General features: G+C 72.9%; 22 protein-coding genes. 11 read left to right on the top strand and 11 right to left on the bottom strand.

The window, feature by feature from the left end; genetic code table 11:
• Nucleotides 1-16: 16 nt before the first annotated feature.
• A complete protein-coding gene (locus ACGFIB_RS18605; RefSeq protein ID WP_393373308.1) occupies nucleotides 17-691 on the bottom strand; it encodes a pyridoxine/pyridoxamine 5'-phosphate oxidase in 675 nt (224 codons plus the stop codon).
• Between the two features lie 117 nt (nucleotides 692-808).
• On the opposite strand from ACGFIB_RS18605, the gene ACGFIB_RS18600 reads away from it, so the two are divergent.
• Nucleotides 809-1606, top strand: coding sequence for an arsenate reductase/protein-tyrosine-phosphatase family protein (locus ACGFIB_RS18600; RefSeq protein ID WP_393373305.1), 798 nt, complete (start codon nucleotides 809-811; stop codon nucleotides 1604-1606).
• Complete coding sequence (locus ACGFIB_RS18595) at nucleotides 1603-1989, top strand: VOC family protein (protein WP_357265994.1); 387 nt, start codon at nucleotides 1603-1605, stop codon at nucleotides 1987-1989. Before ACGFIB_RS18600 ends, ACGFIB_RS18595 begins: the two co-directional genes overlap by 4 nt.
• A 182-nt stretch (nucleotides 1990-2171) precedes the next feature.
• Here the strand turns inward: ACGFIB_RS18595 and ACGFIB_RS18590 are convergent, their stop codons facing one another.
• The 3 genes from ACGFIB_RS18590 to ACGFIB_RS18580 are packed head-to-tail and all read right to left on the bottom strand — an operon-like array spanning nucleotide 2172 to nucleotide 4365.
• Nucleotides 2172-3134, bottom strand: a complete 963-nt coding sequence (locus ACGFIB_RS18590; protein ID WP_393373301.1) for an ABC transporter permease — start codon at nucleotides 3132-3134, stop codon at nucleotides 2172-2174.
• Entirely contained in the window at nucleotides 3131-3976 is an 846-nt protein-coding gene (locus ACGFIB_RS18585; RefSeq protein ID WP_393373298.1) for an ABC transporter ATP-binding protein, read from the bottom strand. The genes ACGFIB_RS18590 and ACGFIB_RS18585 overlap by 4 nt, the downstream gene beginning before the upstream one ends.
• Nucleotides 3973-4365 carry a GntR family transcriptional regulator gene (locus tag ACGFIB_RS18580; RefSeq protein ID WP_357252238.1) on the bottom strand — a complete coding sequence of 131 codons (393 nt, stop codon included), beginning with the start codon at nucleotides 4363-4365 and terminating at the stop codon, nucleotides 3973-3975. The genes ACGFIB_RS18585 and ACGFIB_RS18580 overlap by 4 nt, the downstream gene beginning before the upstream one ends.
• Before the next feature lie 219 nt (nucleotides 4366-4584).
• Between ACGFIB_RS18580 and ACGFIB_RS18575 the strand changes: the two genes are divergently transcribed.
• Nucleotides 4585-6189, top strand: a complete 1605-nt coding sequence (locus ACGFIB_RS18575; protein WP_393373295.1) for an alpha/beta fold hydrolase — start codon at nucleotides 4585-4587, stop codon at nucleotides 6187-6189.
• Between the two features lie 41 nt (nucleotides 6190-6230).
• Here the strand turns inward: ACGFIB_RS18575 and ACGFIB_RS18570 are convergent, their stop codons facing one another.
• Nucleotides 6231-7109, bottom strand: a complete 879-nt coding sequence (locus ACGFIB_RS18570; RefSeq protein ID WP_357266000.1) for an alpha/beta fold hydrolase — start codon at nucleotides 7107-7109, stop codon at nucleotides 6231-6233.
• A gap of 90 nt (nucleotides 7110-7199) precedes the next feature.
• On the opposite strand from ACGFIB_RS18570, the gene ACGFIB_RS18565 reads away from it, so the two are divergent.
• Nucleotides 7200-9266, top strand: a complete 2067-nt coding sequence (locus ACGFIB_RS18565; RefSeq protein ID WP_393373292.1) for an AfsR/SARP family transcriptional regulator — start codon at nucleotides 7200-7202, stop codon at nucleotides 9264-9266.
• 39 nt (nucleotides 9267-9305) lie between these two features.
• On the opposite strand, the gene ACGFIB_RS18560 is transcribed toward ACGFIB_RS18565, so the two are convergent.
• Together ACGFIB_RS18560 and ACGFIB_RS18555 are read right to left on the bottom strand one after the other, a co-directional pair.
• Nucleotides 9306-9509, bottom strand: coding sequence for an AraC family transcriptional regulator (locus tag ACGFIB_RS18560; protein ID WP_393373289.1), 204 nt, complete (start codon nucleotides 9507-9509; stop codon nucleotides 9306-9308).
• 37 nt (nucleotides 9510-9546) lie between these two features.
• On the bottom strand, nucleotides 9547-10098 hold the full coding sequence (locus tag ACGFIB_RS18555; RefSeq protein ID WP_393373286.1) for a hypothetical protein: 552 nt from the start codon (nucleotides 10096-10098) through the stop codon (nucleotides 9547-9549).
• Between the two features lie 88 nt (nucleotides 10099-10186).
• Between ACGFIB_RS18555 and ACGFIB_RS18550 the strand changes: the two genes are divergently transcribed.
• The gene (locus ACGFIB_RS18550) at nucleotides 10187-11035 is read left to right on the top strand and encodes an NAD(P)H-binding protein (protein WP_393373283.1); all 849 of its coding nucleotides are present in this window, start codon (nucleotides 10187-10189) and stop codon (nucleotides 11033-11035) included.
• 44 nt (nucleotides 11036-11079) lie between these two features.
• Here ACGFIB_RS18550 and ACGFIB_RS18545 read toward each other — a convergent pair whose 3' ends face one another.
• Both ACGFIB_RS18545 and ACGFIB_RS18540 read right to left on the bottom strand, forming a co-directional pair.
• Nucleotides 11080-11946: a pentapeptide repeat-containing protein gene (locus ACGFIB_RS18545; RefSeq protein ID WP_393374119.1), complete on the bottom strand. Its 867-nt coding sequence runs from the start codon at nucleotides 11944-11946 to the stop codon at nucleotides 11080-11082.
• 378 nt (nucleotides 11947-12324) lie between these two features.
• Complete coding sequence (locus ACGFIB_RS18540) at nucleotides 12325-13242, bottom strand: LysR family transcriptional regulator (RefSeq protein WP_393373280.1); 918 nt, start codon at nucleotides 13240-13242, stop codon at nucleotides 12325-12327.
• Between the two features lie 214 nt (nucleotides 13243-13456).
• On the opposite strand from ACGFIB_RS18540, the gene ACGFIB_RS18535 reads away from it, so the two are divergent.
• From ACGFIB_RS18535 to ACGFIB_RS18515, 5 genes are all read left to right on the top strand, one after another.
• Nucleotides 13457-13654, top strand: a complete 198-nt coding sequence (locus tag ACGFIB_RS18535; protein ID WP_357252221.1) for a hypothetical protein — start codon at nucleotides 13457-13459, stop codon at nucleotides 13652-13654.
• A 14-nt stretch (nucleotides 13655-13668) separates the two neighbouring features.
• Nucleotides 13669-14088, top strand: coding sequence for a nuclear transport factor 2 family protein (locus tag ACGFIB_RS18530; protein WP_357252218.1), 420 nt, complete (start codon nucleotides 13669-13671; stop codon nucleotides 14086-14088).
• A gap of 161 nt (nucleotides 14089-14249) precedes the next feature.
• Nucleotides 14250-14450, top strand: a complete 201-nt coding sequence (locus ACGFIB_RS18525; protein ID WP_393373276.1) for a hypothetical protein — start codon at nucleotides 14250-14252, stop codon at nucleotides 14448-14450.
• A gap of 410 nt (nucleotides 14451-14860) precedes the next feature.
• Complete coding sequence (locus ACGFIB_RS18520) at nucleotides 14861-15196, top strand: LmrA/YxaF family transcription factor (protein WP_357252213.1); 336 nt, start codon at nucleotides 14861-14863, stop codon at nucleotides 15194-15196.
• 97 nt (nucleotides 15197-15293) lie between these two features.
• Nucleotides 15294-16562: a sensor histidine kinase gene (locus ACGFIB_RS18515; protein ID WP_393373273.1), complete on the top strand. Its 1269-nt coding sequence runs from the start codon at nucleotides 15294-15296 to the stop codon at nucleotides 16560-16562.
• An 18-nt stretch (nucleotides 16563-16580) separates the two neighbouring features.
• Here ACGFIB_RS18515 and ACGFIB_RS18510 read toward each other — a convergent pair whose 3' ends face one another.
• Nucleotides 16581-17540, bottom strand: coding sequence for a helix-turn-helix domain-containing protein (locus tag ACGFIB_RS18510; protein WP_393373270.1), 960 nt, complete (start codon nucleotides 17538-17540; stop codon nucleotides 16581-16583).
• A gap of 72 nt (nucleotides 17541-17612) precedes the next feature.
• Here ACGFIB_RS18510 and ACGFIB_RS18505 point away from each other — a divergent pair, with 72 nt between their 5' ends.
• The gene (locus tag ACGFIB_RS18505; protein WP_393373268.1) at nucleotides 17613-18914 is read left to right on the top strand and encodes an APC family permease; all 1302 of its coding nucleotides are present in this window, start codon (nucleotides 17613-17615) and stop codon (nucleotides 18912-18914) included.
• A gap of 40 nt (nucleotides 18915-18954) precedes the next feature.
• Here ACGFIB_RS18505 and ACGFIB_RS18500 read toward each other — a convergent pair whose 3' ends face one another.
• Complete coding sequence (locus ACGFIB_RS18500; protein WP_393373265.1) at nucleotides 18955-19953, bottom strand: helix-turn-helix domain-containing protein; 999 nt, start codon at nucleotides 19951-19953, stop codon at nucleotides 18955-18957.
• Nucleotides 19954-19964: the final 11 nt, after the last annotated feature.

The following is a 19964-nucleotide window of genomic DNA, read 5'->3' as shown; positions in this document are numbered from 1 at the left end:
CTCACGGTGGTTTGTCTCAGGGCCACAGGCGGCGCCGCGCCCAGGAGGTCTCCACGCGCGTGTACCGAAGGCGGGTGTGCCGGCGGTCGCGATCGGCCTGCCAGAACTCGACTTCTTCGGCGTGCACGCCGTACACGGTCCATTCCGGCGCGACCACCCCGGGGTCGGCCTCGATCCTGGCGTGGGCCGCGCGGAGGGCGGCGTCGAGGTCGGCCGGGTGGTCAAGGACCTGGGACTGGCGGCCGGTCAGCGCGTCGGCACGCGCGCCGGGGGAACGGGCGAGGAAGTCGGCGGCGCCGCGCTCGGCGTCCTCCGGGACGGCCGTGCCGCGCACCCGGATCTGACGGCCCTGCTCGGGCCAGTGGAAGCACAGAGCGGCGTACGGAGTGGCGGCCAGCTCCCGTCCCTTGCGGCTGCCCGCGCCCGTCGCGAAATACCAGGTGCCGTCCGCCGCGAGATCCTTGCAGATCAGCACGCGGGAGGACGGCCGTCCGCGGCTGTCGGCGGTCGCCAGCGACATCGCATGCGGTTCACGCACCCCGGCCTCGACCGCCGAGGTCAGCCACTCCACGAACAGGGCGACCGGGTCGGACGGCGCGGCGTCGGCGTCGAACCCCGGAAGTTCCGTGTCGAAGACCGCAAGCCCCCGCAACAGTTCACGAATCGACCCCACTGCGACGCTCTCCCCCACGATCACTCCTCCACTTCGAGCCGTCAGGCTCACCGCCACGAGGCCGGGAATCCGCCTCGTCGGCAGTGTTCCATCAAACGCTGTTTCATCAAATCGGTTTGATGTATTGTCCGGCTCATGGCGTCGTCCGATCAAGCCCCTCCGGCGTTCGTGCGGCTGGCCGGCCACGCGCTGCGCTGGCGGCTGCTGACCGAGCTCGCCGCAGGCGACCTGCGGGTCCGTGAGCTGATGACGCTGGTCGAGGCGCCGCAGAATCTGGTCTCCTATCATCTGCGGCTGCTGCGCGACGGCGGCCTGGTCACCGCGACCCGCAGCAGCCGCGACGGCCGCGACAGCTATTACCGGCTCGACCTGGACCGCTGCGCGCAGGCCCTGGCCGGCGCCGGGGCCGCCCTCCATCCGGCCCTGCATCCGGCCCTGCATCCCGACCTGCGGGGCGTTTCGGAGCCGCCGGAGCCGCCGTCGCGGTGGCCCCGCCTCTCGGTGCTGTTCGCCTGCACGGGAAACAGCGCCCGCTCACCGATCGCCGAAGCCCTACTGCGCCATCACACCGCCGGTCGCGTGACCGTGACCAGCGCCGGCAGCCGGCCCGCGGCTCGGATGCACCCGCACGCCGTACGCGTGCTGCGCGAGCAGTACGGCATCGACATCGCCGACCGGCGGCCCCGCCACCTGGACACGCTGCGCGGCCACAGGTTCGATCACGTCATCACGCTGTGCGACAAGGTCCGCGAAGTCTGCCCCGAGTTCGGCGACCACGTTCGGCGGATCCACTGGAGCACCCCCGATCCGGCTGCGGCGGGCCGGTCGGAGCAGGACGTCCATGCCGCGCTCGTCCGAGCGGCGGCCGACATCGACACGCGCATCCGTTACCTACTGCCCGTCCTGGCTCATACTCCGGAGGCTCACTCATGACCGTGACCGGCCACTACGCCAGCGTCCGCTACCTCGTCGACGACGTCCGGGCGGCCGTCGGCTTCTACACCACCCATCTCGGCTTCACCCTGAACAGCGGCGCCGGACCCGCCTTCGCCGACGTGGTGCGCGGGCCGCTGCGGCTGTTGCTGTCCGGGCCCGCCAGCTCCGGCGCCCGCGCCACACCCCCCGAGGCCGCCGGCGCGGGCCGCAACCGCATCCTGCTGGTCGTTGACGATCTGGACGCCGAGATCGACCGGCTCCACGCCGCGGGACTGTCCTTCCACGGCGAGGTGGTCACCGGCCCCGGCGGCCGGCAGATCCTGCTCCCCGACCCCGCCGGCAATCTCGTCGAGCTGTTCCAGCCCGCCGACCGGTCCTGACCTCGGCGGGCCGGGCCGGTCACCTCCGGCGCTCCCACCACCGGCGCGACGAAGAGCACCGGCGTTTCGGGCCGCGCGGCTTCGAAGGCGTGGTCGGCCAGGTCGCCGACATCGAGAAGGCGCTCGGCATCTACGACCTGTCCCGCTTCACTCCCGCCGGGTGATCGGACGGACCTCGCCTGTCAGCCGGGGCGGCGGAGAGTGCGGCGCACGGCCAGGCCGCCGAGGGCCGCCGACGCGAGCGCCAGGATCCCCGCCTCGGTCCACTGGAAGCGCCAGAACCTGGACGGCGGCTGGTAGTACACCGCGTACCGGTAGCCCTTGCCGAACAGGCACGCCTGCCACGCCTCCGCGTTCTTGCTGCTCTGCCCCACGTCCACGCGGTGTGCGCAGCCGCTGTCCGACGGCTCGGCGATCTCCCTCCCGGACGGCTCCACCCAGGCGGCTCTCACCAGCCGGGCGTCGCGGTCGTCCAGCACCACAGTGCCGGACAGCTCGATGCGGGCCGGCTCGGCGTAGTGGTCGCTCAGCCGGAACAGGGTGAACATCGTCACCGTCACCCCGATCACGACCAGCGCCATCGCGGGCAGCGTACGCCGGAACAGGGCGCCCGCCGCGGTGCCCAGTGCGAACGCGTACAACCACCACGCCGCCGGCTCCACCCCGACCATGTTGAACACGCCGATGTTGCCGAACGTGGAGTCGCCCCCCGACCTGAACACCGGACGCCACAGGCTCACCATGAGCGACAGCAGCAGCCCACCCGCCACGACCGCCCCGCCCAGGACCGACAGCTTGACCGCCAGCCACCGCCACACGGGCACGGCCTGGGTCCAGGCCAGGCGGTGGGTGCCGCGCTCGTACTCGCGGCCGAGCAGCGGCGCACCCCAGAACGCCCCGATCAACGCCGGCGCCACCAGCGGCATCCAGCCGAACACCGAGTAGACCGCGTCGTAGCGCCGCGCCAGCGCCGCCGCCAGGTCGCCGCACGACAGGGCGGGCTCCGGGCAGCCGGGCCGGGCGTGTGCGCTCACGTACCAGCTCGCCTCCACCGCCGACCCCAGCAGCAGCACCCCCAGCAGCGCCAGGAAGGCCGCTGTCACGAAGATCTGCGGCCGGTGCTGGCGCCACGTCACCCAGATCACGCGTCCACCCCCGCCAGATGCGGCAGCACCGCCGACTCGGGGCTGCGCAGGTAGCCCATGACGAGCTCCTCCAGCCCGGGGCGCCGCGCCCGCCAGCGCGGATCGAGCGGGGGCGCGCCCCTGACCAGCATGCTGACCTGCCTGCCGGTACGGCTCGCGCTCACCACCCGCGTCCCCGCCGCCGGCACCCCGTCCGGCCCGGTGAGCACGAGATGCCCGTCGAGCAGTTCCTCGATGTCACCGCTGACCTGCAGCCGGCCCCCGTTCAGCACCACCAGCCAGTCGCATGTCTCCTCCAGGTCGGAGACGACGTGCGAGGACAGCAGCACGGTCAGCTCCCGCCCGGCCACCTCCGCCATGATCGAGCGCATCACGTCGTGACGCGCGAGGGGGTCGAGGTTGGCCAGCGGTTCGTCCAGCACGAGCAGATCGGGCCGGCTGGCCAGCGCCAGCGTGACCGCCACCTGCGCCTGCTGCCCGCCCGACAGCCCGCTCACCTTCCGCTCCAGCGCAATACCCAGCCCGGCCAGCCGGTCGGCGGCGACGGCGGCGTCCCAGCGGGTGTTCATGCGACGGCCGAAGGTGAGCATCTGCGCGACGGTGAAGCTTTCGTACAGCGGCTTGTCCTGTGCCACGAATGCCACCTCGCCGGCCACGCGGACGCTTCCCAGCGCGGGCTTCAGCAAGCCGACGGCCGCGTGCATCAACGTCGTCTTGCCCGCGCCGTTGGGCCCGACGAGCGCCGCCACGCGTCCCGCGGGCACCGACAGCGAGCAGTCGCGCAACACCCACGTGCGGCGGTAGCGGACCCCCAGCCCGGTCGCCTCCATCGCCGGTCTCATGCCACGCCCTCCTTCGCGGCGTCGCTCAGGACCACGGCGAACAGCGCTCGGAGGTCCTCCTGATCCAGCCCGGCCGTGCGGGCCTCGCGCACCCATGCCTCCAGACCGCGCCGCAGCCGCGTGTGCTCGGCGAGCGTCGCCCCCGCGATGCCCTGCCGGACGAAGGTGCCCATCCCCGGCCGCCCCTCGACCAGCCCCTCGCGCTCCAGCTCCCGGTATGCCTTGAGCACGGTGTTGGGGTTGATGGCCAGGCTCTCGACCACCTCGCGGGCGGTCGGCAGCTGGTCGCCCGGTCGCAGCGTACCGAGCCGGAGCGCCTGTTTTACCTGGTGAACGAGCTGCAGGTATGTCGAGACCCCCGAGCCGCGGTCCAGGTTGAACTCGATCAAGCGGCACCACCCTTTCACTATTTGAATAGTGAAAGGGTGTTGGGTTCATCCGCCCCTTGTCAACCCGGTCGAAGCTGTCGCATCAAGCGAGGGCAGGCCGGGAAAGTTTCACGCGCGGTCGTGGGGGCCGCGCCCTGGAGCAGCGCGTGCTCCCCCGCCGGGCGGCGCACGGAGGCCGGCCGGTGGCGCGCGCGGCTGCCGTTGATCAGTGTGTGCGGCATGACGTACTGGGCAGGCGCGGCGCGGATCGTGGCCGTCGCGGCATCGATCGTGCTGCTCTCGCCGGCGCTCCCGGCGCCGGCGGTGGAAGCACCGGCGGGCGCGTCGGCCCTGTCCCCGGGCCGGAACCCACAGCAGAATCGCCCGGAGGAGTCCCCCCAGGACTCCATTCAAGATCCACAGCAGGACCCACAGCAGGACCCACAGCGGGATCCGCGCCGGCATCCGACGCGGCCCCTGCGCTGGGGCGACTGCGCCGGGGTCGACGACCCCGCCCTGCGCTGCGCGGAGGTCACCGTGCCGCTCGACCACCGCCGTCCCCGCGGCCGGACGATCACGATCGCGATCTCGCGGCTGCCCGCGACCGACCCGGCGCGGCGCCGCGGCGTGCTGCTCACCACCGGAGGCGGCCCCGGCGGGCCGGGCGTGCCGCTGCCGTCGAGCCTGGCATCCCTGCTGTCCCCCGAGGTGCGGGCGCGCTACGACCTGGTCGGTTTCGACATCCGGTTCGTCGAGCGGAGCACGCCCATCGGCTGCGGCCAGGCCGTGGAGGAGCCCGGCGGCTACCGGGTGCGCACCGCCGGCCTCGGAAGCCTCCCCGCCGACGCGGCCGAGGCCCGCGCGTACGCGCGTGACTGCGTGCGCGCCGCCGGGTGGGCCCTGCCGCACGCCACCACGGCGAACGCCGCCAGGGACATGGACGTCATCCGGGCCGCGCTCGGCGAGGAGAAGATCTCCTACCTCGGCGGGTCGTACGCGGGGATGCTCGGGGCGGTCTACGCCGCCCTGTTCCCCGGCAGGGTGGACAGGTTCGTGCTGGACAGCCCCGTCAACCCGGACATCGCGTGGCGGCCGTACGAGCTGGACCGCACTCCGGCGTTCGAGGCAGGGACGGGCGCCTTCGCCGCCTGGACGGCCGAGCGCGACGCCGAGTACGGCCTCGGCGGCACGGCGCGGGAGGTCACCGACGCCGTCGCGGGGCTGATCCGGCGCGCCGGATCAGCCCCGATCGTCGTCGCGGGTCACGCCTGGACGTCGGGCGAGCTGGGGACGTTGCTCGTTGCGGGCATCTACGACGAGCGCACCTTCGGGCTGGTCGCCGCGGCGTTCGCCGACGTCGCCGCCGGGCGGGAGCCCTACGTGCCGTTCCCCGTCCGCCCGCTGCCGCCCCCGGGGGTGCCCGGCGTCCCGGCCGACAACCACACGGCGACCAACATGGCCTACCGGTGCGGGGACGGCCCCTGGCCGCGTGATCTCCGCGACTACCAGCGTGACCTCGCCTCCTACAGCGCGCGCTATCCGCTGTTCGGCCCCGCCAACGCCAACATCACGCCGTGCGCCTTCTGGCCCAGAATCGCGGACCAGCCGGTGCGGCTGCCGGCCGGCCGGGCGCCCGGGGTCCTGGTGACCGCCGCGCTGCGGGACGTGGCCGCGCCGGTGGCCAACGGCCGCGCCGTGGCGGCGGGCATCCGGGGCTCGCGCATGGTCACCATCGACGCGCACACCCACGCGCCCTACCCCGCCTTCGGCGACGCCTGCCTCAACGGCCAGGTCGACGCCTTCCTCGTCACCGGGACGCTCCCGCCCGCCGACGTCGCCTGCTGACCCTCGCCGGACCGGCGGCGCGGGCGTACCCGCGCCGCCGATCAGCGGGTGAGGAGGGCGCGCAGAGCTCCGGCGACGCCGGCCGGGTCCTCCTCGGCCATGAAGTGCCCGCATTTGACCGTCGTGTGCACCAGGTCGGGGGCCCAGGCGCCCCACAGCGCCTCCGCGTCGTACCCGAGGGCGGCCCCCCAGTCCTGCTGGAGCACGGTCACCGGCATCCGCAGCCGGTTTCCCGCCTCCCGGTCCGTCCGGTCGTGATCGGCGTCGATCCCCGCCGACGCGCGGTAGTCCGCCACGATCGAGGGCACCGCCGTACGGCAGGCGTCCAGATAGGCGGCGCGTACGCCGGCGGGGATCGCCGCGCGGTCGAGGGTCCAGACGTCGAGGAAGTGGCCGAAGAAGGCGTCCGCGCTCGCGCCGATCATCCGCTCGGGCAGGCCGGGCGGCTGGGCCATCAGGTACAGGTGGAATCCGACGGCGGCGCCCGCGCCGTGCATCACCTCCCACATGTCCAGCGTGGGCAGCACGTCGAGGCACGCCAGGTGGCTGATCGAGGCCGGGTGGTCGAGCCCGGCGCGGAAGGCGACCAGCGCGCCGCGGTCGTGCCCGGCCAGCGCGAACCGCTCGTGTCCCAGCGCCCGCGCCAGGGCGACGACGTCGGCGGCCATCGTGCGCTTGGAATAGGTCTCGCGACCGGCCTCGGCCGGTTTGTCGCTGGCGCCGTACCCGCGCAGGTCGGGACAGATCACGGTGTGGCCGGCGGCCAGGTCGGCGGCGACGTGCCGCCACATCAGGTGGGTCTGGGGGAAGCCGTGCAGCAGCACGATCGGGCTCCCCGCCCCGGCGACGGCCGCGTTCAGCGACACACCGTCGGCGACCGGCACGCGAAGGTAGTCGAAACCGGGAAGGACAGGCGCCATCACGCGCCCCCCTTTCTGTGCGGGATCAGATGCCCCCAGGCTGCCGGGCCCGAATGAGCATCCGGTCAGCGCGCTACCGTGACAGGTGCCGTGACAGGTGTTGTGACCTGGAGGGGGCCGCAGGTGGGGATCGCGTTCGGAGTGCTGGGGCCGGTGACGGCCTGGGACGGCGCCGGCTGCGCGATCGCCCTGAAGGGGCCCCGGCACCGGGCGGTGCTGGCCCGGCTGATCGTCGCCCGCGGCCGCGTCGTCCCGGTCACCCGCCTGGTCGACGACCTGTGGGACGAACCGCCGGCGGGCGCGGTCGGGGCCGTGCGGACGTTCGTGGCGGCGCTGCGCCGCGCGCTGGAACCCGACCGGCCGCCCCGCACCCCCGCACGGCTGCTGGTCACCGAGGGACCGGGGTACGCCCTGCGGGCCGGCGCCGACGCGGTGGACGCCTGGCGCTTCGAGCAGGCGGTGGCCGCGGATCTGTCCCCCGAAGACGGGCTCGGCCGGCTGGAGCAGGCGCTGGGGTGGTGGCGCGGCCCCGCCTACGCGGAGTTCGCCGACCAGGACTGGGCCCGCGCCGAGCGCTCCCGCCTGGCCGAGCTCCGGTTGCACGCGGTCGAGCGTCACGCCCGGATGCGACTGGCCCTGGGCCGGGCGGCCGAAGCGGTGGCCGACCTGGACGCGCACGCGGCCGGGCACCCCTGGCGGGAGGAGGCCTGGCGGCTGCTCGCGCTCGCGCTGTACCGCAGCGGGCGGCAGGGCGACGCGCTCGCCGTGCTGCGCCGGGCGCGGGCACTGCTGGTGGACGAGCTGGGAGTGGACCCGGGCCCGGGGCTGCGCCGCCTGGAGACCGACATCCTGCGCCAGGCCGATCACCTCGAATCCTCCCACCTCGGCTCCTCGGCGCGCGGCACGGCCGAACGGGTGTGGGCCGAGGCGACCGCCGCGTACGACCGCACGGTCGCCCCCGGGGCGCGGGCCCGCCTTGAGTCGACCGCAGGGCTGCTGCGCGACCTCGCCGTGACCGGGGGCGGCGGCCTGCGGGCGGCGCGCGAGCACCGTATGGCCGCCGTCGAGGCGGCGGAGGAGCTCGGCGACGCGGAGCTGACCGCCAGGGTGATCGGCGCCTTCGACGTCCCGGCCATCTGGACTCGGTCCGACGACCCCGGGCAGGCGGCGCGCATCGTCGCGGCGGCCGGCCGCACGCTGGCCGCCCTGGCCGCCCTGGCCGCCCTGGCCACGCTGGGCACGCTGCCCTCCGATCACGAGGCGGCCCGGGCCCGCCTGCTGGCCACGATCGCGCTGGAGTCGCGCGGCGACCGCTCCGGCGACGGGCCGCGGGCGGCGCGGCAGGCCGAGGAGATCGCCCGCCGCCTGAATGACCCCGCGCTGCTGGCGTTCGCGCTGAGCGGCCTGTTCATGCAGACCTTCGAGCGCACGGGCCTGGCCGCCCGCCGCGACGAGATCGGCGCCGAACTGGTGGATCTGTCCGCCCGGCACGGCCTGGTCACCTTCGAGGTGCTCGGGCATCTCATCCGGATGCAGGCCAGGTCGGCGCTCGCGGACTTCACGTCCGCCGACGCCCACGCCGCCGCCGCCGAGCGCCTGGCCGTACGGCACGAGCGGCCCCTCGTTGGCGTGTTCACCGCGTGGTATCGGGCGCTGCGCCTCGACGCGACCGGCCGGGCGACGGCGGAGGAGGCCGAGGCCGCCTACCGCGACGCCGCCGCCCGGCTGGACGGCGCCGGCATGCCCGGGATGGAGCACGGCCTGCTGCCGCTCGCGTTGCTGTGCCTGCGCCTGCGGCACGGGCAGCACCCGCCCGACGTCGAACCTGCCGATTGGGGGCCGTACGCGCCGTGGGCCCGGCCCGTGGTGCTGCTGGCGCGCGGCCGCCGCGCCGAGGCGGCCGCAGCGCTGCGCGCGCTCCCGGAACCGCCGCGCGACCTGCTGACGGAGGCCCTGTGGTGCCTCGCCGCCCGGGCGGCCCTCACCCTCGGGGACCGCACGACGATGGAACGCGCCCACGCCGCGCTGCTGCCCGCGGCCGGGGAGCTGGCCGGGGCGGGCAGCGGCGTGCTGGCACTCGGCCCGGTGGCCGCGCACCTGGACGACCTCGCCGCCGCTCTCGGGGGCGCTCCCGGGGCCGAGCCGAACCGGTCGTGAGCCTGCCCGCCCTGCGGGGACCCTGTGCGGAATCGCCGGTCAGCAGTGCTGCAGGGAGGGGAGACGGCCCGCGAAGAAGGCGGCCGGAGTCACGCCCATCAGGGTGCGGAACTCGGCGGCCATGTGGGACTGGTCGTAGAAACCGGCGGTGGCGGCGAGCTGCGCCCAGCGCGCGGTGTGGGCCCTGCCGCCGGCAAGCACCCGGCGCACGCGTTCGATGCGCTCGAAGCGCTTGGGCGGCACGCCGATGCCGTCGCGGACCAGATCACGCAGATGACGCTCACTGACTGACGGCCAGCCGCCGGGCGATGACGGCGATGGGCTCGCGCTGCTGCCCCGCCTGGTCGCGCAGGGCTTGCGCGGTGGCGCGCACCAGCTCGCCGCGGGCCAGGTCCGCACTGGACCGGCCGGTGATCCGGGCCGGCAACGCCGCCTGAAGACGCTGCAGGACGCGCCTCACGTCGTCTCCCGGCCGGGCCGGCTCGGCGGTCAGCCCCGCTGCGCCATCCCACAACTCCTCCAGGTCGACGACCCGGTCGACCAGCTCGGTCATCGGGACTCCGAGCAGGAGCCGGGCGGCGCCTGGGCACAGCCTGAACCTGAGGCAGACCGGCAAGTCCTTGCCCGCATGGTAGGAGGCGCGGGTGCGCGGCCCGGCCACCAGCAAAGCGCTGCGCCGCGCCCATGTCGTCCGGAAGATCAGCGAGGTGTCGGCGTCGGGAACGTGGACGAGCGGCGTCCGCTCATACGGCGCGCAGGCCCTTATGGAGGTGATCTCGCTGACCAGCCACCGCAACGGGCCCGGCACGGCCATCGGGAGTTCGAGAGGCACGGCCTCACGTTACCCAGGGGCGCTCGGCACTGTGACAGTGCCGAAACTTCCTATGGATCACGGCACCTGGGCTGACACGGTGGTGACCATGATTCTTGTGACAGGTGCGACGGGCACCATCGGCAGTGAGACGGTCCGGTTGCTGGCGGCCATGGGTGAGCGGGTGCGAGCGATGACCAGGGACCCGGCGGCGATCACGCCGCCACCGGGCGTGGAGGTCGTGCGGGGCGACTTCGGCGAGCCGGGCTCCCTTGCGCGGGCGGCGGACAAGGCGGAGTCGCTTTTCCTGCTCAGTGCCCCAGGGCCGCGGCTGGCCGAGCATGATGAGGCGATGCTGGCCGCCGCGTGCGCCGCCGGGGTCGGCAAGGTGGTGAAGGTGTCGGCCATCGGCACGGGCCAGAACACCGAGGTCAAGGTCGGGGACTGGCATCTGCCGGGAGAGCGGGCCATACTCGCGAGCGGCCTGCGATGGACGATACTGCGCCCGTCCAGCTTCGCTTCCAACGCGCTGCGCTGGGCCGGTCAGCTCCGCCGTGGAGAGCCGATTCCGAACACGACGGGGACCGGCAGGCAGGGCCTCGTCGACCCTCGTGACGTCGCCGAAGCCGCCGTGCGGGCGTTGACGTCCGACGATCAGGCGGGCAGCGTCCTCACGCTGACCGGGCCGGAACTGTTGAGCGTCCCCGACCAGGCCGCGATCCTGGGCGAGGTCATCGGACGCCGCATCACGGTCACCGACGTGCCGCTGGAGGTCTACAAGGAGCGGATGCTCGCCGCCGGCGTCGATCCCGCCTTCGCCGAGATCGCGGTCAACGGCTCCAGGATGGTCGCACGGGGCGGCAACGCCATAGTCACCAAGGACGTGGAACGCGTGCTCGGTCGTCCGGCTCGTACGTTCTCCACCTGGGCGAACGATCACCGCACCGCGTTCGCCTGAATCCCGGGGCCGGAAGACCTCAGGACTTCCGGCCGCTTCGCGGACTATCCGCGGCCGCGGCGGGGGCGCGGGCCGCGGGTGGAGGCCGGGCCGGCCTGCGGGCCCGACCAGTGCGCCGGACGGGTGAGGGCCGGGGGCAGCTTCGTGGCGTCGTCTCCCCTGGCCGCGTTCACCTGGGCCTGGGTGAGGAAGACGCTCCCCGTGAGGTCGGCGCCGCCGAGGTCGGCCCCGCGCAGATCCGCCCCGATGAGATCCGCGCCACGCAGATCGGCCCCGCGCAGATCCGCGCCGATGAGGTAGGCGCCCCTCAGGTTGGCTCCGCGCAGGTCCGCCTTCCTGAGCCGGGCGCCGATGAGGTCGGCTCCTCTGCGGTCGGCGGCACGATCCGCGGCACGGTCGGCGGCACGGCCCCCGGCCGACGCCCGCACCAGCTCGCTCGTCCGCAGCAGCAGCACGTTGACCTTCTCGCGGTGGGCGGCGACGTCCACGCCCAGCAGGTCGTCGGGAGTGCCCATGGTCAGGCGTTCGGTCTCCTCGAACGCGTCGCGCAGCTCGGCGTGGATCGGGCGGGTCTCCGGCAGGGACATCGCCTCGTCCAGGTACCACAGCAGCTCGTGAAGGTGCCGTACGACGGGGAAGACCTCGAACATCCGCGCCGCGGTCCGCGGCTCGTCGCGCCAGCTACGCCCGAAGGTGACCTGCGAGACCTTCTGCCCCGCGCCGAAGCAGTCGTAGACGGTGCAGCCGGGAAAGCCGCTGTCCCGCAGACGTGAATGGATGCCGCAGCGGAAGTCGTCCCGCAGGTTGAGGCACGGCCGGCCGGCGTCCTTGCTGATCGCGAAGTCGGCCGAGGCGGCGAAGGGCAGCGCGACACAGCACAGCCCGAAGCAGTTCGCGCAGTCGGCCCGCAGACCGGTCCGTGCACCGCCGGAGTCGGCCGGGGCCTTTCCACGGGCGTCCCCGCGGTCGTGCGTGTTGGGCAATGTGCCTGATCTCCTCGTCTTGCGTGGCCGCGCGGCGCTCGGCGTTCCCGTCCAGCTAGAACGTATCCCACCGAACAAGCGCCGGGCGCCCGGCCTCCGCCGAGGGAGGCCGCTCACGAGTGTGAAGCCCGTCGCCCAATCTTCCGTCGCCGAGCCGAGCCGGCATCCGGGCGGGCGCGCGCCCGGATGCCACTGGTGCCTTCGGTTATCAGCGCGCCCGATCCCCTGCGCGGGTCCCTGGCCGGGCTCGTGCGGTCTCTGCGCGGTCTCTATGTGGCTCTGTGTGGCTCTGTGTGGCCGCGACGGTCATCTCGGCTGGTCGTCACCCGGTTCACGGAAGCCCGCGACGAAGTCGGCAAGGTCGCGGCGGCGGGCGGTCGCCGGCCACACCGCCCAGGTGCGCCGGATCAGCGGGTGGCCGACCAGGGGCGACCACTCGACGGCCGGAGGGAGCGGCTGCGGCCACCTCGGCGGTGCCAGTGCGAAAGCCCTGCCCGCGCTCACGGCGGCGAGTTTGACCTCCGCGATCAGCTCCTGACCCTCGGGGGCGGCGGGACCGAGATCCAGGCCGTGGCTGCGCAGGATCGCGGTCAGCTCGTCGAACCAGGCAGGGCTGCCCGAGCGCGGGAAGCCCACCCATTCCAGCCCGGTGAGCGCATCCAAGCGGATGCCGCCGGGACCGCGCAGCTCGGCGGCCTGCTCGGCGACCAGGAGCACACCGAGCTTCTCCCTGGCCACGAGCATCGCGTCGAACTCGTGCCCGGCGGGGCGCTCCCGGAGCAGGCCCACGTCGAGCTCACCGGCCTGCAGCGCGGCCAGCTGCGCTGCCGTGGACAGGTGGCGAGCCTGCGTACGGGTGCCGGGATGGGCCACCGCAAGCCGGTCCAGCGCCGGTCCGAGCAGGTCGGACGGCAGCTCAAGGGGAATCCCCACCCGCAGGACCCCGCCGTCCCCGCTCGTGTACGCGGCCATCGTCCGCAGTGCCCGGTCGTGCCGGGCGAGTACGGCTCGCGCCTCTGCGAGCAGGGTCACCCCCTCTTCGGTGAGCCGCACTCCCGCGCTGCTGCGGACCAGCAGTTTCACCCCCAGCCGGCGCTCCAGCATGCCGACAGTCTGCGACAGCGCGGGCTGGCTGATGTGCAGCCGGCGCGCCGCGGCCGACATGCCCCCCTCCTCGGCCACCACGACGAACACCCGCAGTTCCCGCAATTCCACGCCACCCATGGCATCACACCTGGCGGGAGCGGCGCGACGCGCTCCCCGACGTCAGGGCCGGGAGGCTCACCCGCTCCGCGCTCCGGGGACGGCCCCTTTCGAGCGCGGTGCCGGCCCCACACCGGTGGTGGCGACCGCGCCGGGCTGTCGCTGTTCACCCGCGACAAGCGCCGGAGCGCGCTGACGGCGGCCGGGGATCAGCATCCTCCCGGAGTCGACGGCCATGTACTACCAGCGGCGCGACGTCGTCTACGTCCCCATCCTCGACATCCCGCCCAACGAGGTGGCCCTCGCCTGGGTGTCGGGCCGCCGCGACCCGCTCGTCGCCGAGTTCGTCGCCCTGGCCGCCCGTATGCCCCGACCACCTGGGGTATCGACACCCGAAAGGGACGGCACGGCGAATGGGGGCGACCGGGGATGAGGCACAGGAACTCCGTGGAGATCGTGCACGACTTCTGGCGGACGGTGTGGAACCCGCCGTACGACGTGGAGGCGATCGACCGGTTCGTCGCCGAGGACTTCGTCATCACGACGGGCGGCGTGGACGTCGTCTCCCGCCAGGCGTTCAAGGAATGGGTCGTGGCCTTCCAATCGAAGATCACCGATATGCGCCTGGAAACCGTCGAGACGTTCCAGAACGAGGACGGCAGCCGGGTCTGCTCACGGTGGATCCTCACCGGCGGGAACAACGGCGTCCTCGGCACGCCACCGAGGCAGGAGCCGATCCGCATGACCGGGACCGCCGTGTGGGCCGTCGCCGAGGACGGCACGCTGCTGCACAACTTTGTCGAGCGCAACGCCTGGGAGGTGTACCAGCACCTCACCGGGGGCGCCGGCACGCCGTTCCCGGACTGACCGGCGATGGCCCGGAAACATGGCGGAGATTCCGGCGCCCTGGCCGGGGGCCGTCTCGGTCGCGAACTTCCTACACACGCCGCTGACATCGACCTGCGAACGCACCAGCCTCTGGTACGGAGCCGCGCCAAGCCGACTGCGATGTTAATCCGTACGATCCGGTGTCCGGCGCGCACCGGATCGTCGAGGACGGGATCTTCCTCTTCGGCACCCCGCAGCGGATAGGAGCGGCCTTGGGCGAATACGAGCGGGCGGGCGTGGACGAGGTCATCCTGAACACCGCCGGGGTGCACATGACCGAGGGATGCCATGCCGCCGTCGAGGACGCGGCGGAGATTCTTGAGCAGATGGGCCCGCCGTGACTGAGACCCTCATTCCTCGCTGTGGGTCGCACCGGCACCGGATGCACGAGTCTCTCGGCCGGTTTGGCCGCCATAGGGAGCAGTCCTCCGATGCAAAGTACGGGCCGCCCCTGGCATCCGTGGCGGATCCGCGGGCGGTACTCCCGCTGAAGAGTGAGCATGTGAGCGCTTGAGAATTGAGCTCGCCTCGCGGCGCCCCGTTCCGTCGCGTCCTCGTCGCACCTTCGCGTATCGATCTCCCACCAGCAGGGCCAGATCGCGATGCCGGCGTAGCAGAGACGGACGCTCTTGACGCTCGTGTGGGTCTGAGAGCACCGTCCGCACCTGATGCTGTGCGACGCATCACCACGTCACCAATCCCTACGTGGCTGCGAGGATGTGCCGTATAGGGGGGCGACGGCGACTCGCTGGTGACGGGCAGCCGGGAGCGCGGCGAACCCTACAGATGCCCCATCGGCGCACTGGCCAACGAGCTCGCCTGCCGCTGCGACGACGCCCGCCAGTCTCTCGCGGCCGTCTTCGCCAGGTGGCAGGGATTACTCGCGAACGGTCTCACTCGGAGCTGGGAAAGCGGCGAGCTCGACCCCGGCGCGGATCCCCGGGAGCTCTCCGTCGCGGTCATCGCCGCCCTGCAGGGCGGCTACCTGCTCGCCGAGACCATGCAGGACGAACGGCCCCTCATGGTCGCCCTCGAAATGGCGTTGGGCCGCGGTAAAGGCCACGTCAGGCCATGCGCACCCGCTTGACAGAATCGGATAAATAGCCCCAAAGTGGACGAAATCGTCCAATCTTTCCTCGAAGGTGCCGGCCGTCCACGGGTGCGGCAGGAGAATGGTGAGACCGATGCCGTCTCTGCACTCGCTGCAGGCGCGTTGTACCACAGCGGTGACGATGCTGTTGCTCCTGCTCACGGCCCTGGGCGGTGTGAGCCTGGACCTGGCGATCCGATACCGGATCGAGGACCAGGCGTTCTCCGCCGCCGAACAGGTCGCCACCCAGTGGACCGCCCAGGTACGCGCCGGCGCGCTGCCCGATCCCGCCTCCGCCTCCGGCACCGTCAACCTCGTCCAACTGGTCAACGCCCACGGCACGGTCACGGTCGCCAGCCCGGCCGCCACGAAACGACCGCCGCTCAGCACCTTCCGGCCCCCACCCGGCAACCGGCTCCAGCAGCGCGTCGAGTGCCACCCCGGCGGCGGGCCGTGCGTCCTGCTCATGGCCGACCGCGTCTCACCGGCCCCCGACGCACCCGTGGTCTACGCCGGAACAACCGAACCACCCCTCCTCGCGACACACCGCCTCGAATACCTCATCACCGGAGCCACCCTCCTGATCGTCCTGACCGGCGGCCGCCTCATCTGGACCATCATCGACCGGGCGCTACGCCCGGCCGAACAGCAACGCCACCTCGCCTCCGTCACCTCCCACGAACTCAGGACACCCATCGCCGGACTACGCGTCCAACTGGAAGAAGCACTGCTCCACCCCGACCACGTCGATCCCCGCGACACCATCCGCAAAGCCCTGACGGTCACCGGCCGCCTGGAGGCGATCGTCCAGGACGTGCTGACCATGACCCGGCTCCGCGGAGGCCAGCCGGCACCACACGAACCGATCAACCTCACCACACTGATCACCAAGGAGACAGACACACCCGCCGGCGGTACACCAGTGAAGATCGACACGACCGGAGACGTGTGGGTGCACGGCTCACGGATCCAACTGATCCGGCTGGTGGACAACCTCCTGACCAACGCCCGGCGGCACGCCAGGACCGGCGTCACGGTCCGCGTCGAATCCTCCGACGGCCAGGCCGTCGTCACGGTCACCGACGACGGCGACGGCATCGCACCGGCCGACCGCGAACGCATCTTCGAACGGTTCACCCGCCTGGACGAGGGACGACGCCGCGACTCCGGCGGCACCGGACTGGGACTGGCCATCTCCCGCGACATCGCCCACATTCACCACGGCACCCTGCGCATCGAAGACTCCGCCAACGGAGCGCGCTTCGTCCTCCGGCTGCCACTCCTCGACCGGAACGCGATCGACGGGCGGCATCTCATCCGCACCGGGCGGACGACTCCGAACCAGACCGCCGACGACCGGTGACCGGCGGGCGGGCGCACTTTAGGAGCGGTCGCGGAAGACGTGGCGGTAGGTCTGAGGGGAGACGCTGGTGACGCGGCCGAAGTGATAGCGGAGAGTCGCGGCGGCGCCGAAGCCGGATCGGCGCGCGATGTCCTCGACGGACTCGTCGGTGGTCTCCAGGAGCTCCTGCGCCAGCCGCACCCGCTGTTGCAACAGCCACTGCAGCGGAGTGATCCCCAGGGTGTCGCGGAACCGGCGGGCGAAGGTGCGTTCGCTCAGGTGCGCCACCTGGGCGAGCCGGGGAACCGTCAACGGCTCCCCCAGATGGTCACGGGCCCAATCCAGCACGGGCGTCAGCGAGTCGTTCCTGCCCGGGGCCGTGACGACCTGGGTGTACTGCGCCTGACCGCCCTCCCGGTGCGGCGGCACCACCATGCGCCGGGCGACCTCGTTGGCGATCGCCGCGCCGTGATCCCGGCGGACCATGTGCAGGCAGGCGTCGATGACCGAGCCGGTGCCGGCGGAAGTGATGATGTCGCCTTCGTCGATGTAGAGCGGCACGGGGTCGAAGTCGATCTCGGGGAAGCGATGGGCGAAGTCGCCGCCGTTCAGCCAGTGGGTGGTGGCGCGCCGGCCGTTGAGCAGCCCCGCGGCGGCCAGCACGTAGGCTCCCGAGCAGATCGACATGATGCGTTTGCCCCGCTCGTGCGCGATGCGCAGCGCCTCGACCAGGCCCTGCGGGGGATCGAGCTGCACGGCGCGGGCGACGGCGGCCACCACGACGGTGTCGGCCTGGAGCAGGTCGTCCAGCCCGTACGGCGTGTCGACCCTCAACCCCGCGGTGGTGCGCAGCGGCCCGGGTTTGGCGGCGCACAAGCGCAGCTCGTACCACGGATCGACGAGGTCGCTGCGGTCGGTGCCGAAGACCTCGCATGGCACCGCCAGCTCGAACACCGGCGTGCCGTCGGTGACGGCGAGGCCGATGACGTGTCGGCTCATGGCTGAAATTTAGCGCAGAATGGCGTTTCTGCCACTGGTTGTCCTTCGACACGTGCCCGGATGCTGATCTCCATGACTGACGTGACGCACAGGGGCCGGATGACCGTCGGCCACGGCACGGCGATGTACGTGGGAGCGGTGCTGGGCACCGGCGTCATCGCGCTGCCCGCGCTGGCGGCCGAGGCCGCCGGGCCGGCCTCGCTGCTGGCCTGGCTGGCCCTCATCCTGCTGTCGGCGCCGCTGGCCGGGACCTTCGCCGCGCTCGGCGCGCGACACCCCGACGCGGGCGGCGTGTCCACCTACACCAGGCTGGCGTTCGGCGAACACGCCGCCGCGGTGGTCGGCTGGTGTTTCTACTTCGCGGTGCCACCGGGGGCCGCCGCCGCGGCGCTTTTCGGCGGCGCGTACGTCTCGGCCGCGCTCGGCGGCGGGACGACGACCACCACGGTGACCGCGGCGGGCCTGATGGTCGTGGTCACCGCGGCCAATGCCGTCGGCCTGCAGGTCAGCGGCAAACTGCAGTTCGCACTGGCGGGGTTGCTGATCCTGCTGCTGCTGGTGTCGGTCGGGCTGTCGCTGCCCCACGCCGACATGGGCAACCTGGAGCCGTTCGCGCCGCACGGCTGGACCGCGATCGGCTCGGCGGCCGCGCTCCTGGTGTGGAGTTTCGCGGGATGGGAGGCGATCACCCATCTCGCCGGCGAGTTTCGCCGCCCTCAGCGCGATCTGCCGAGGGCGACCGCCGCCGCGGTCACCATCGTGGGCGTGCTCTATCTGCTGGTGGCCTTCGCCACCGTCGCGGTCCTCGGCAGCGGCGCGGCCCGGACCAACGCGCCGCTGGGCGAACTGATGGCCATCGGGCTGGGCGGCAACGCCCGGTGGCCGGCCGCCGCCGCGGCGGTGCTGCTGACGCTCGGCGCGATGAACGCCTACTACGCCGGCGCCGCCAAGCTCGGTGCCGCCCTCGGCCGGGACGGGGCCCTGCCCGGCAGGCTGGCCGAGGGCAGTGTGGCGGGCGAAGTGCCGCGCCGCAGCCTGGCGGTCAACTCGGCCATGTCGTTCGCCGCGCTGGCCATCGTGGTCGCGACGGGGGTGGGCTCCCGGCCGCTGGTGCTGCTCACCACCGGCTCGTTCGTCGCGGTGTACGCGATCGGGGTGGCCGCCGCGATCAAGCTGCTGCCCCGGCGCAGCCTGGGCCGGGCCACGGCGATCGCGGCGCTGGTCGCGGTGGTCGCGCTGCTGCTCATGTCCGGCGTCTATCTCCTGTGGCCGTTGGTGGTGACGGGGGCCGCGCTGCTGTACGTGCGGCTCGATCACCGCCGCCGGAGGACTGCCGAGAGACAGCCGGAGGGCGTCGCGGAGCTGAGCACGTGACAGCCGGTCACAGGGCGAGACGCTCCATCGAGAACCAGGCTCACGGAACGGACGACAGGACGGGCGTGGACTGGCCGTGGAATGTCCGCCGATACTCCATCGGGGTCACGCCGACCGACCTGGTGAAATGGTGACGCAGATTGCCCGCCGTGCCCATGCCGCACAACTGGCTGATCCGCTCGATCGGCAAATCCGTCGACTCCAGCAGGTGCCGGGCCCGTGCCAGGCGCTGCGCGTGCAGCCAGCGCAGCGGCGTGGTGCCGGTGGCGTCGTGGAATCGCCGGACCAGGGTGCGCGGGCTCACCCCGGCCAAGCAGGCCATCTGCGCGACGGTGAGCTGCTGGTCCAGGTGCTCGACGGCCCACTGCAGGACCGGGGCCAGCCCGTCGTCTCCGGCGCGGGGAACCGGGGTCTCGATGTACTGCGCCTGCCCGCCGGGCCGGTGTGCGGGCACGACCATCCGGCGTGCGACCTGGTTGGCGATCTCGGCGCCGAGATCGGCCCGGATCAGGTGCAGGCACAGGTCGATCCCCGCGCTGCGGCCGGCGCTGGTGAGAACGTCGCCCTCGTCCACGTAGAGGACCGCAGGATCGACCCGCACCTCAGGATGGCGCGCGCTGAGGATGTCGGTGTACACCCAGTGCGTGGTGGCCCGCCGCCCGTCGAGCAGCCCGGCCTCGGCGAGGACGAAGGCCCCGGTGCACAGCGAGACGATCCGCGCCCCGTTCGCGTGCGCCGCCCGCAGCGCGTCGAGCAGCCGCGGGGCGGCGGGCTCGCCGGACAGCACCGCGTCGGCGGACACCGCCGGGACCACCACGGTGTCGGCCGCGGCGAGCGCCTCCAGGTCATGCGGGGTGTGCAGGACGAACCCGTTCTGTGTCCGCGTCCCTCCCGGGTCGGCCGCGCAAAGCCGCAGTTCGTACCAGGGGTCGGCGAGGTCGCTGCGATCGGTGCCGAAGATCTCGCAGGCGATGGACAGCTCGAACAACGGCATGTCCGCGGTGACGGCGAGGGCCACGACGCCGGTGACGGCTTCCATGTCATCAAGGT

Source organism: Microbispora bryophytorum, assembly GCF_043197435.1.
Classification (GTDB): domain Bacteria; phylum Actinomycetota; class Actinomycetes; order Streptosporangiales; family Streptosporangiaceae; genus Microbispora; species Microbispora bryophytorum.
Note: the sequence above shows the minus strand (reverse complement) of the source record. Positions and strands in the feature narration are given on the sequence as shown.